The following is a 12,225-nucleotide window of genomic DNA, read 5'->3' as shown; positions in this document are numbered from 1 at the left end:
TCAGAGATTGCGGTCGGCGACCCGCAGCTGCCGCGCCCGGGTCAGGATCGCATCCTCGACCGCGCGCACGGTGTCGGGCGCCACCGCCGAACCGCCCGCGCCCTGCAGCGACAGCTTCAGCGAGCGCGCATCCAGCGCCGGGTCGGTGATCTGGATCGTCGCGCGATAGGACCGCCCGCCACCGGGGGGCGTGCCATAGCCGGTGACGATCACCCCGGTGAAGGGGTCGACGGACTGGATCGGCAGGAAGTTCAGCACCTCGAGGCTGGCGTTCCACAGATACTTGTTCACCGCGACCGTGTCGCTGGGATTGCGGCGATTCGCGAACAGGTCCCACAGGGTGGACTGACGCTGGGGCTCGGCGCTTCTGGGGGCGCCGCCGCCGGCGCAGGCGGCAAGCCCCGCGGTCAGAAGCAGGGCGGCGGTCAGCCGTGCGGCGCGTCTGGTCATCTGTCATCCCCCGGATCGTCCTTGGCCGAGCCATAGCGCAATTCCGGTCCAAGCGACAAGAGAGCCCGTCCGCCCCCGCGATTCCCCGCCGTCCGCGCGCCCCGCCGCCAGGCCGCCGACCCGGTCCGGGGCGGGCATGCGACTCACGACTGTCTTACGCGCGCGTGAACTCGCGCGAGACGTGCGCGAGGCCGGAAATTTCGAGCCCCGCAAGGAACTTGGCGCGGGCAAAGGGGGTGGCGTCCGGGTCTGCGCAGGCTGGTGTGGCCCTTGTGCATCACAGGATTTGTTAAACCCGAAGGCCAGATTTGATTTCGTTGCAATGCTTTCGGGAACGCGCGACACAACTCCCATACTCCAGCCCGGTCATGCGGGATGGGGCACACGAGAGAGACAAGAGGGAAAACCATGAAAAAGGTTCTTTTCGCCACCAGCGCCCTGGTGCTTTCGGCGGGCTTCGCCTCGGCCGAAGTCGCCGTCTCGGGCGACGGCCGGATGGGTGTGATCTATGACGGCAACGACGCGCAGTTTTCCAGCCGCGCCCGCGTGAAATTCACCCTGACGGGTGAGTCGGACTCGGGTCTGTCCTTCGGCGGTGCGTTCCGCGTCGACCAGGAAAACTACAACGCCAACGAATTCCGCTCGGCCGCCCGTGGTACCGCCGGCGCCGTCTGGATTTCGGGCACCTACGGCAAGCTGTCGATGGGTGACACTGTTTCGGCCGCTGAAGCTGCAATCGGCGACCTGGCCGAAGTCGGCTACACCGACGGCGAATTCGGCGGCGACGTCGAAGAGTTGTTCTTCCTGACCGGCGACGGTGTGAACACCGACCAGGGTCCGAACATCCTGTACGAATACACCATCAACAACATCTCGCTGTTCGCTTCGGCTTCGGACGGTTCGGATAACGACCGCTGCGGCATTTCGGGCAACGTGATCTCTGGTGCCGACGACGTTTGTGGCGAACCGGGCGATATCGACTACGACGGTGATGCAGACTCGGACGTCGCCTACTCGCTGGCCGCGAAATACGAAGGCTCGAACTTCTGGGCTTCGTTGTCCTACTCGAAGCATGGCGACGCATCGGAAATCGGCCTGGGTGCTGAAGGTTCGTTCAACAACTTCAGCGTCAAGGGTGTCTACCTGCACTACGAAGACAACGATGGGTTCGAAATCGAAACCGCGCCCGGCGGAGGCAGCACCGTTTTCGTCGCTGCTACCCTGGAAAAGACCTACGGTCTGAGCATGGCTTATCAGATGGACGCCATCCTGGTCGAAGGCTTCTACCGTCGTGACGAACTGGAGTCGCTGACCGGCACCGCCGATGCGGACTTCGACTCGTTCGGTATTGGCGTCGAATACGACCTGGGCGGCGGCGCTGTCCTGGCCGGTGGCATCATCGACACCGACTACCTGGACGACACCGTGGTCGACGCCGGTATCAAGTTCTCGTTCTGATCCTTCGGAACCGGAATGCGAAAGAGCGGGCCTTGTGCCCGCTCTTTTCTTTTGGAAATCTGCCCGCATGGGACTGTCCAAGATCATCACCCGCATCCGTGCCGCCGAGGCGGCCGCCGACCGCACGCCGGGCACGGTGACGCTGATCGCCGTCAGCAAGATCCAGCCCCCCGACCGGGTCGAGGCCGTGCTGGACGCCGGCCATCGCGTCTTTGGCGAAAACTATGTGCAGGAGGCCGGGGCCAAATGGCCCGCCTGGCGCGACCGCTATCCGGGGATCGAGCTGCACATGATCGGCCCCCTGCAGACCAACAAGCTGAAGCCCGCCCTGGCGCTGTTCGATGCGATTCACACGCTGGACCGCCCCTCTCTGGCGCAAAAGCTGGCCCGTCAGGTCCAGGCGCATGGCATCTGCCCGCGCCTGTTCGTGCAGGTCAACACCGGGCGCGAGCCGCAAAAGGCCGGCATCCTGCCCGACGAGGCGGACGGCTTTGTCGCTGCCTGCCGCGCCCTCGACCTGCGCCTGGACGGGCTGATGTGCATCCCCCCCGACGACCAGGACCCGCAGCCACATTTCCGCGCCCTGCGCGAGATGGCTGAGCGCAACGGGCTGAGCGGTCTTTCCATGGGGATGAGCGCCGATTTCGAAACCGCCATCGCCGAGGGCGCGACTCATGTGCGCGTCGGCAGCGCGATCTTTGGCGCCCGCACTGTTCGACCCAGTGCCTGACCGGCGGTTCGGCAAAAATTCCTGGAAAGATTAGTCTTTTCTTGAAGAAATCCCATTAACCTAATATCCTCAAAGACGATGCGCGGATGGCTCTCGCGTATTAATCTTTCATTCATGATTTTCCCGAATCCCGTGAGTTCTCGCCATGTTGATGCTGAGCAGTCTGATCAGCCTTTTGTTCATGGGGCTTGCCGTCGATGCGACGACCAGCACCCGCGCCGATGCCGCCGAGGATGAGGAGATTCCCGATTCCGGCGAGGGCGATGAGGGCGGCGAGGAGGAGAATCCCGGCATCGCGGTCGATGGCACCAGCGGCTCGGATTGGCTGGCGGGGGGCGATGGCGACGACCTGCTCGAAGGGGGCGACGGCAACGACGACCTGCACGGCGGTCTGGGTGATGACACCATGCGCGGCGGGGCTGGAACCGACTGGATCTATGGCGACGACGATTACGGGATCGAGGGCGACGACGAGATCGACGGCGGCGACGGCGACGACTCCCTGGCCGGGCAGGGCGGCGATGACACCGTGCTGGGCGGGGCCGGCAACGATACCATGTTCGGAGGCGAGGGCGACGACCTGCTGAACGGCGGCACGGGCAACGACTGGATCTCGGGTAATGCCGGCAACGACACGCTGGTTGCGGGCCCGGGCGAGGACGATCTGGACGGCGGGGCGGGCGATGACCTGCTGCAGGGCTCGGCCGGCGAGACGGCGGCCTGGCTGCACGGCGGCGAGGGCGACGACACGCTGCAGGCCGGCGCCGGGGATTTCGCCGAGGGCGGCGCGGGCGCGGACCTGTTCGTGCTGGACGAGCCGGGCACCACGGTCCCGACCATCGGCGATTTCGACGGCGCCTCGGACCGCTTGGAACTGCGCTATGAGGCGGCGCCCGACGAGCCCGAGCCGGTGGTGACGCTGGACCATGCCGAGGACGGCGCGACGGTCATCCGGCTGGACGGCGAGGCCGTGGGCCGCCTGCTGAACGCCCAGGGGCTGCGCGTCGAGGATATCGCGCTGAGCCGCCTCGACCCGGCGCGCTGAGGCAGAAAAGCCTTTTCCTTTTGCCGCATTTCCCCTATACGCGCGCATCCCCGGGCGCTGTTTTCGGGGAGATTCTCCATGGGCCGGCACTGGACGACATCCCGGGCTGCGCCATAACCCCTTGATCCGAAAGGAGACCCCGATGTCGATCACGGTTGAAGAAAAGAACCGCCTGATGACCGAATTCGCCACCAAGAAAGGCGACACCGGCTCGCCCGAGGTGCAGGTCGCGATCCTGTCCTCGCGCATTGCGACCCTGACCGAGCATTTCAAGACGCACAAGAAAGACAACCACTCGCGTCGTGGCCTGCTGATGATGGTGGCGCAGCGCCGCAAGCTGCTGGACTATCTGAAGCGCAAGGACGAAGCCCGCTATACCGACCTGATCGGCAAGCTGGGCCTGCGCCGCTAAGACCGGCGCTGCGCGCGACGGACGACAGGACGCCCGAGGCGAAAGCCGCGGGCGTTTTTTCATGCGCAACGGCAGCGTGCGTTGCGCGGGATGACGGGGTGGGGCCGGGGCGGGAGAAACCCGGGGATTGCTGGGGTTTTCGCTGTGAAACCCGTGCAGCGGGCGTACACCGCGCGTACACAGGGGGTGCACAGCAGGACCGTCGGGCGGGCGTGGCCTTTCAGTCCGCGCGCGGCGGGCGGCGGGTCATGCGGCGGGCCAGGGCCGCCTGGCCGGTGGCATCGAGGCCGGCGATGGCGCCAAGCCGATCCTCATCCTCGCGGTTCTGGCTGAGCTTGGATTTCGCCAGGGTCCGGCGGGGCGCGATCCGGAAGGCGACGATGGCGTCCAGCATCTGCTGCAGATAGTCGGCGGGCGCGTCGGCCATCCGCCAGGCGGCGGCGCCGTTCACCCGGCGTTCGTGCAGCCGGGTCAGCAGGCCCACGGCCGCGCGCTTGGCCGAGGCGTCGTGCTGAAAGCGGATGGGGCCGTGGACATGGACCACCTGATAGTTCCAGGTCGGCACATGCCGGTGATGGCGCGGCTTCGACGGGTAGAAGTTGGGCGAGACATAGCCGTCCTCGCCCCGAAAGATCGCCAGCACCTCGTGCCCGTCCGGGATCAGCCTGTGCATGTCGTTGGCCAGCGCCACATGGCCGATCAGCGTGCCATCGGGCGCGGCCAGCAGCGGGATGTGGTTGGCGACCAGCCCCTGGTCGGTCTGGGCAACGATGCAGGCGAGCGGCGCCTCGGCCAGGATCGAGGCGATCTCGGCCGGGTCGATTTCCTGGAAATGCGGCGGGACATACATGGCGGGGTCCGTTCGGGGCGCGCCCCCCTCAGGGCAGTTCCGCCAGGATCGCCTGGGCCGCCGCGCGCGGGTCCGGGGCCTGCCAGATCGGGCGGCCGACGACGATGTGGTCGGCACCTTGGGCCAGGGCGGTGGCGGGGGTCTCGATCCGCTTCTGGTCGCCTGCATCGGATCCCGCCGGGCGCACGCCGGGGGTGACGATCAGCCGGCCCCGCGATTCGGGCAGGGCGCGGATCGCCGCCGCCTCGCGCGGGGAGGCGATGACGCCGTCGGCCCCGGCCTCGAAGGCGCGGGCGGCGCGCCGGGTCACGAGGTCGGCCACGTCGCCCGCCACCATCAGCCCGGCGTCGAGGTCGGCCCGGTCGAGCGAGGTCAGGATGGTCACGGCCAGGATCTTGAGGTTCGACCCGGCCGCCCCCTGCCGGGCCGCGCGCACCACATGCGGGTCGCCGTGCACGGTCAGGAAGTCGAGGTCGTAGCGGGCGATGCCCCGGACCGCGGCTTCGACCGTGGCGCCGATGTCGAAGAACTTCATGTCCAGGAAGATGCGCTTGCCGTGTTCCTGTTTCAGTTCGTTGGCCAGCGCCAGCCCGCCGCCGGTCAGCATGCCAAGGCCGATCTTGTAGAAGCTGACGGCCTCGCCCAGGGTTTCGGCCAGCTTCAGCCCCGAAAGCGCATCCGGCACATCCAGCGCCACGATCAGTCGGTCATCCATGAGGGGCCCCCAGCCTGCGACAAACGGCGCGGTTATAGGGGGGAACGGCTTGACTTGAAACCCCGTTTGTCCCTGCCCATGTCACGGACAGGACCCAACCGGGCCGTGCCGATAAGGGCGGCCCACAGCGGGGGCTGAGAAAGGATTTTCATATGGATATGGAAAAATTCACGGAACGGTCTCGGGGCTTTCTGCAGGCCGCGCAGACCATCGCGATCCGCGAGGACAATCAGCGCGTGATGCCCGAGCATCTGCTGAAGGCGCTGATGGACGACGACCAGGGCTTTGCATCGAACCTGATCGCGCGCGCCGGGGGCGATGCCCAGGCGGTGCGGCAGGCGGTCGATCTGGCGGTCGGCAAGCAGCCCAAGGTCAGCGGCGGGCAGGGCCAGGTCTATGTCGACCCGAGCCTGGTGCGCGTGCTGGACGAGGCCGAGAAGCTGGCCAAGAAGGCCGGCGACAGCTTCGTGCCGGCCGAGCGCATCCTGACCGCGCTGGCTGTCGTCAACACCAATGCGCGCGACGCGCTGGCCGCCGGCAAGGTGACGGCGCAGGGGCTGAACGCGGCCATCAACGACATCCGCAAGGGCCGCACGGCCGACAGCGCCAGCGCCGAGGACAGTTATGAGGCGCTGTCGAAATACGCCCGCAACCTGACCGAGGCCGCGGCCGAGGGCAAGATCGACCCGATCATCGGCCGGGACGAGGAAATCCGCCGCGCCATGCAGGTGCTGAGCCGCCGCACCAAGAACAACCCGGTGCTGATCGGCGAGCCGGGCGTCGGCAAGACCGCCATCGCCGAGGGGCTGGCGCTGCGCATCGTGGACGGCGACGTGCCCGAGTCCTTGCGCAACAAGCAGCTTTGGGCGCTGGACATGGGCGCGCTGATCGCCGGGGCCAAGTATCGCGGCGAGTTCGAGGAGCGGCTGAAGGCGATCCTGAAGGAGATCGAGAACGCCGCCGGCGAGATCATCCTGTTCATCGACGAGCTGCACGTCTTGGTCGGCGCCGGCAAGACCGATGGCGCCATGGATGCCGCGAACCTGATCAAGCCCGCGCTGGCGCGGGGCGAGCTGCATTGCGTCGGCGCGACCACGCTGGACGAGTACCGCAAGTATATCGAGAAGGACGCGGCGCTGGCCCGGCGCTTCCAGCCCGTCATGGTGCTGGAGCCGACGGTCGAGGACACGATTTCCATTCTGCGCGGCATCAAGGAAAAGTATGAGCTGCACCACGGCGTGCGCATCTCGGATGCCGCGCTGGTGGCGGCGGCGCAGCTGTCGCATCGCTACATCACCGACCGCTTCCTGCCCGACAAGGCCATCGACCTGGTGGACGAGGCGGCGTCCCGCTTGCGGATGGAGGTCGATTCGAAGCCCGAGGAGCTGGACCAGCTGGACCGGCAGATCCTGCAGATGCAGATCGAGGCCGAGGCGCTGAAGAAGGAGGACGACGCGGCCAGCAAGGACCGGCTGGAGACTCTGGAAAAGCAGCTGTCGGAGCTGCAGGAGAAGTCGGCCACGATGACCGCGCGCTGGCAGGCCGAGCGCGACAAGCTGGAAGGGTCGCGGAACCTCAAGGAGCAGCTGGACCGCGCCCGGGCCGAACTGGACCAGGCCAAGCGCGAGGGCAACCTGGCCCGCGCGGGCGAGCTGTCCTATGGCATCATCCCGGGGCTTGAGAAGAAGCTGGCCGAGGCCGAGGGTCCCGACGAGGGCCCGATGGTCGAGGAGGCCGTGCGCCCCGAGCAGATCGCCGAGGTGGTCGAGCGCTGGACCGGCATCCCCACCAGCAAGATGCTGGAGGGCGAGCGCGAGAAGCTGCTGAAGATGGAGGACGTGCTGGGCCAGCGCGTCATCGGCCAGTCCGAGGCGGTGACCGCCGTCGCCAATGCCGTGCGCCGCGCCCGTGCTGGGCTGAACGATCCGAAGCGGCCTCTGGGCAGCTTCCTGTTCCTGGGTCCGACCGGCGTCGGCAAGACCGAGCTGACCAAGGCCATCGCCGAATACATGTTCGACGATGACAATGCGATGGTCAGGATCGACATGTCCGAGTTCATGGAGAAGCATTCGGTCGCCCGCCTGATTGGCGCGCCTCCGGGCTATGTCGGCTATGACGAGGGCGGCGTCCTGACCGAGGCGGTGCGGCGCAGGCCCTATCAGGTGATCCTGTTCGACGAGGTCGAAAAGGCGCACCCGGACGTCTTCAACGTGCTGCTGCAGGTGCTGGACGACGGTCAGCTGACCGACGGCCAGGGCCGGACGGTGGACTTCAAGCAGACGCTGATCATCCTGACCTCGAACCTGGGGGCGCAGGCGCTGTCGGCCCTGCCCGAGGGCGCGGACAGTTCCCAGGCGCGCACCCAGGTCATGGATGCGGTCCGGGCGCATTTCCGCCCCGAGTTCCTGAACCGGCTGGACGAGATCATCATCTTCCACCGCCTGACGCGCGAGAACATGGACGGAATCGTGAAGATCCAGCTGATGGGGCTGGAAAGCCGGCTGGCGCAGCGCAAGATCCATCTGGACCTGGACGAGGATGCGCTGAAATGGCTGGCCGACGAAGGCTATGACCCGGTCTTCGGCGCCCGCCCACTGAAGCGGGTGATCCAGCGCAGCCTGCAGAACCCGCTGGCCGAGATGCTGCTGTCGGGCGAGGTGCTGGACGGGCAGACGGTCCATGTCACCGCCGGCCCCGACGGGCTGATCGTCGGCAACCGGGTGACCACTGCGCATCTGGGCGACAAGGGCGACGGCGCGCCCCGCGCGCCGCTGCACTGACGGATCGGGCGGCCCCAGGGCCGCCCTTTTCCTGTCGGCGGGTGTTTACCGGGCCTTCATCAGCGCCATGGTAAGACGCGGCGAATCGTGCAAGATCGCCTTCAGCTTGCATGAACCATGAGGCCGACACATGACCCGCATCCAGACCGTCCCCACGCAGCCGATCGAGGGGCAGAAGCCCGGAACCTCGGGTCTGCGCAAAAAGACCAGGGTCTTCATGGGGCCGCACTACCTGGAGAACTTCACCCAGTCGGTCTTTGACGCGATCGGCGGCGTTCAGGGCAAGGTGCTGGTCCTGGGCGGCGACGGGCGCTATTTCAACGACCGCGCGGTGCAGGTGATCCTGCGCATGGCGGCGGCGAACGGGGCCGCGCGCGTCATCGTCGGTCAGGGGGGGCTGCTTTCCACCCCCGCCGCCTCGAACCTGATCCGCAAGCGGGGCGCGGATGGCGGGGTGATCCTCTCGGCCAGCCACAACCCCGGCGGCATCGACGAGGACTTCGGCATGAAGTTCAACGGCGCGAACGGCGGCCCCGCCCCCGAGCAGGTGACCGACCGCATCTTTGCCCGCACCACGGAACTGACCGAATACCGCATCCTCGAGGCCGAGGATGTCGACCTGTCGTCGCTGGGCGATACCCGCCTGGGCGGGATGGCGGTCGAGGTCGTCGACCCGGTCGAGGATTATGCCCGGGCGATGGCCGAACTGTTCGATTTCGACGCCATCCGCAACCTGTTTACCGGCGGCTTCCGCATGCGCTTCGACGCCATGCACGCGGTGACCGGCCCCTATGCGAAGCGCATCCTCGAGGAAACCCTGGGCGCGCCCGAGGGCACGGTGGTGAACGGCACCCCGTCGCCCGATTTCGGCGGCGGCCACCCGGACCCGAACCCGGTCTGGGCGAAGGACCTGATGGATGCCATGTTCGCCGAGGACGCGCCCGATTTCGGCGCCGCCTCGGACGGGGACGGGGACCGCAACATGATCGTGGGCCGGGGCATCTATGTGACGCCCTCGGACAGCCTGGCGGTGCTGGCGGCGAACGCGCATCTGGCGCCGGGCTATGCCAGGGGCCTGTCGGGCATCGCGCGGTCGATGCCGACCAGCCGCGCCGCCGACCGCGTGGCCGAAAAGCTGGGGATCGAGATCCACGAGACGCCCACCGGCTGGAAGTTCTTCGGCAACCTGCTGGACGCCGGCCGGGTGACGATCTGCGGCGAGGAAAGCGCCGGCACCGGATCGGACCATGTGCGCGAAAAGGACGGGCTGTGGGCGGTCCTGCTGTGGCTGAACATCCTGGCCCGGCGGATCGAGCCGATGGGCCAGATCATGGCCGCGCATTGGCAGGAATACGGCCGCAACTACTACTCGCGCCACGACTATGAGGCGGTTCCGGTGGAACGCGCCAATGCGTTGGTCCAGCGGTTGCGCGACATCGCCCCCGACCTGCCGGGCCAGACCTTCCAGGGCCTGGTGGTCGAAAGCGCCGACGATTTCGCCTATCACGACCCGGTCGACGGCTCGGTGTCGAAGGGGCAGGGCATCCGCATCGGCTTTCAGGGCGGCTCGCGCGTGGTGATGCGGCTGTCGGGCACCGGCACCGAGGGGGCGACGCTGCGCGTCTATCTGGAACGCTACGAACCCGATCCCGACCGCCACGACCTGCCGGTCGAGGAGGCGCTGGCCCCGGTCATCGCCGCCGCCGAGGAGATCGCGCTGATCCGCGAATTCACCGGCCGCGACGCGCCCGACGTCACCACCTGAGATCACGCAGAAGTTCATCGGCGGGCGGACCCCCCGCTGTCATGCTGGCGTTGAGCGCGCAAGCAGCGGAGGCCGCCGATGAAGCTGACATGGTCCCAGGTCACACCCCAGGCGCACTATCTGTCGCGCCGGGTCTTTCTGGCCGGCACCGCGGCCCTGGCCGCAGCCCCGGCCTTCGGCCTTGCGGGCAAGGCTTCGCCCTATTCCACGGACGAGGCGCCCAACAGCTTTGACGAAATCACCAACTACAACAATTTCTACGAATTCGGCACCGGCAAGACCGACCCGGCGCAATATGCGGGCAACCTGAAGACCGCGCCCTGGTCCGTTGCCATCGACGGGATGGTGGATCGCCCCGGCAGCTATGGCGTCGAGGACCTGGCCCCGGATAGCGCGCTCGAGGAACGCATCTATCGACTGCGCTGCGTCGAGGCCTGGTCGATGGTGATTCCCTGGCTGGGCGTCCCGCTGGCGGGGGTCCTGGCCAAGGCGGGCGTTCAGCCGGGCGCGAAATACGTGGCCTTCCGCACGCTCGAGGACCCCGAGCAGATGCCCGGCCAGCATGCGCGCATCATCGACTGGCCCTATCGCGAAGGGCTGCGCCTGGACGAGGCGATGCACCCGCTGACGATCCTGGCGACCGGGCTTTACGGCAAGGTGCTGCCCAACCAGAACGGCGCGCCGATCCGGTTGGTGGTGCCGTGGAAATACGGCTTCAAGTCGATCAAGTCGGTGGTGGCGATCACCCTGACCGACAAGCAGCCGCCGACCAGCTGGCAGGCGCTGCAACCCCGCGAATACGGCTTCTACGCCAACGTGAACCCGCAGGTGGACCATCCGCGCTGGAGCCAGGCGACCGAGCGGCGGGTCGGCGCCGGCCTGTTCGGCGGCCGGCAGGAGACGCTGATGTTCAACGGCTACGCCGACCAGGTCGCCGGGCTTTACGCCGGCATGGACCTGCGGAAGTTCTATTGATGGTCCAGCGCCTGAACGGCTGGCTGCGGCGCCTGCCCGTCTGGGCGGTCTGGCTGGCGGGGCTGCTGCCCTTGGCGCTGCTGGTCTGGGATACGGTTCAGGGTCATCTGGGCGTCGATCCGGTGCGCGACATCGAACACCGCCTGGGCCGCACGGCGCTGTATTTCCTGATCGCCACGCTGTGCGTCACCCCACTGCTGCGGCTGGCGCGGCTGAACGTGATGCGCTTTCGCCAGGCCCTGGGTCTGATCTGCTTTACCTATGTCGGCTGCCATGTCGCCGCCTGGGTGGTCTTCGACATGGGCTTTCTCTGGGGGCAGATGGTGCGGGACGTGGTCAAGCGGCCCTATCTGATCTTCGGCATGTTGGCGCTTGTCATGCTGGCGGCCCTGGCGCTGACCTCGAACCGGCTTTCGATCCGGCGGATGGGGGCAGGGTGGCGGCGCCTGCACCGGCTGATCTATCCGGCGGCCGTGCTGGCGGCGATGCACTGGCTCTGGGCGCTCAAGGTCTGGGAATCATGGCCGCTGCTGATGCTGGGCGCGATTCTGCTGCTGCTTTCCCTGCGTTTGCTGGGAAAACCGTCCCGCCGGCCGGCCCGGGACCTGGCCCCGCCGGCACGGCCGGCAGGTAGGTCGCTGGGCCGCGGCTCGTAGCCTCTCAGCGATTTCAATCGGTTGCAAGTTTTTGTCAGTTTTCTGAAAATTCGCTCTTGCGGGTTCCGTCCGTGCGGCCTAAATACCGCTTCACCGGACGGCGGGAACGCTGGAAGGGGCGGGGAAGCGGGAGCGGAACCGAGACAATCTGGGAATGACTGACCGGGCGGGGCGTCGAGAGAATGGCGCTTCATCTGGGATTTTGTTTCCTCTGCTTTTTGACATTGCGAGATATCTGAAGGGATATGCGGGCGGTCTGGTCGTTTTTCGACTGAGTAGCTTGCATATCGGCCTGGTAGGCGTGAGCCGATGATCCAGGTGTCAGCTTCACTGTTTGTCGGCTCACGCGAGTGAGGACGATGAACAGAAGTATCCCCGCTTACCTGGCG

General features: G+C 67.0%; 11 protein-coding genes. 8 read left to right on the top strand and 3 right to left on the bottom strand.

The window, feature by feature from the left end; translation table 11 throughout:
• Positions 1-450 carry a DUF3576 domain-containing protein gene (locus BU28_RS0111105; RefSeq protein WP_028719544.1) on the bottom strand — a complete coding sequence of 150 codons (450 nt, stop codon included), beginning with the start codon at positions 448-450 and terminating at the stop codon, positions 1-3.
• 408 nt (positions 451-858) lie between these two features.
• On the opposite strand from BU28_RS0111105, the gene BU28_RS0111100 reads away from it, so the two are divergent.
• The 4 genes from BU28_RS0111100 (at position 859) to rpsO (ending at position 4,095) form a co-directional block, all read left to right on the top strand.
• Positions 859-1,908, top strand: a complete 1,050-nt coding sequence (locus tag BU28_RS0111100; protein WP_028719543.1) for a porin — start codon at positions 859-861, stop codon at positions 1,906-1,908.
• 67 nt (positions 1,909-1,975) lie between these two features.
• Positions 1,976-2,638 carry a YggS family pyridoxal phosphate-dependent enzyme gene (locus BU28_RS0111095; protein ID WP_028719542.1) on the top strand — a complete coding sequence of 221 codons (663 nt, stop codon included), beginning with the start codon at positions 1,976-1,978 and terminating at the stop codon, positions 2,636-2,638.
• A gap of 145 nt (positions 2,639-2,783) precedes the next feature.
• Positions 2,784-3,683, top strand: a complete 900-nt coding sequence (locus tag BU28_RS0111090; protein ID WP_233145029.1) for a calcium-binding protein — start codon at positions 2,784-2,786, stop codon at positions 3,681-3,683.
• Between the two features lie 142 nt (positions 3,684-3,825).
• Entirely contained in the window at positions 3,826-4,095 is a 270-nt protein-coding gene (gene rpsO / locus BU28_RS0111085; protein ID WP_028719540.1) for a 30S ribosomal protein S15, read from the top strand.
• Positions 4,096-4,315: 220 nt separating this feature from the next.
• On the opposite strand, the gene BU28_RS0111080 is transcribed toward rpsO, so the two are convergent.
• Both BU28_RS0111080 and pyrF read right to left on the bottom strand, forming a co-directional pair.
• Positions 4,316-4,945 carry an FMN-binding negative transcriptional regulator gene (locus tag BU28_RS0111080; protein WP_028719539.1) on the bottom strand — a complete coding sequence of 210 codons (630 nt, stop codon included), beginning with the start codon at positions 4,943-4,945 and terminating at the stop codon, positions 4,316-4,318.
• Between the two features lie 28 nt (positions 4,946-4,973).
• Positions 4,974-5,660, bottom strand: coding sequence for an orotidine-5'-phosphate decarboxylase (gene pyrF / locus BU28_RS0111075; protein ID WP_028719538.1), 687 nt, complete (start codon positions 5,658-5,660; stop codon positions 4,974-4,976).
• Positions 5,661-5,812: 152 nt separating this feature from the next.
• Between pyrF and clpB the strand changes: the two genes are divergently transcribed.
• From clpB to BU28_RS22735, 4 genes are all read left to right on the top strand, one after another.
• Complete coding sequence (gene clpB, locus BU28_RS0111070; RefSeq protein WP_028719537.1) at positions 5,813-8,440, top strand: ATP-dependent chaperone ClpB; 2,628 nt, start codon at positions 5,813-5,815, stop codon at positions 8,438-8,440.
• A 130-nt stretch (positions 8,441-8,570) separates the two neighbouring features.
• Entirely contained in the window at positions 8,571-10,205 is a 1,635-nt protein-coding gene (locus tag BU28_RS0111065) for an alpha-D-glucose phosphate-specific phosphoglucomutase (protein ID WP_028719536.1), read from the top strand.
• A 78-nt stretch (positions 10,206-10,283) separates the two neighbouring features.
• Positions 10,284-11,180: a protein-methionine-sulfoxide reductase catalytic subunit MsrP gene (gene msrP, locus BU28_RS0111060; protein WP_028719535.1), complete on the top strand. Its 897-nt coding sequence runs from the start codon at positions 10,284-10,286 to the stop codon at positions 11,178-11,180.
• Positions 11,180-11,836 carry a protein-methionine-sulfoxide reductase heme-binding subunit MsrQ gene (locus BU28_RS22735; RefSeq protein WP_051578131.1) on the top strand — a complete coding sequence of 219 codons (657 nt, stop codon included), beginning with the start codon at positions 11,180-11,182 and terminating at the stop codon, positions 11,834-11,836. The genes msrP and BU28_RS22735 overlap by 1 nt, the downstream gene beginning before the upstream one ends.
• Positions 11,837-12,225 lie beyond the last annotated feature (389 nt).

Origin of the sequence: Paracoccus yeei ATCC BAA-599 (assembly GCF_000622145.1) — a bacterium.
Taxonomy (GTDB): domain Bacteria; phylum Pseudomonadota; class Alphaproteobacteria; order Rhodobacterales; family Rhodobacteraceae; genus Paracoccus; species Paracoccus yeei.
Note: the sequence above shows the minus strand (reverse complement) of the source record. Positions and strands in the feature narration are given on the sequence as shown.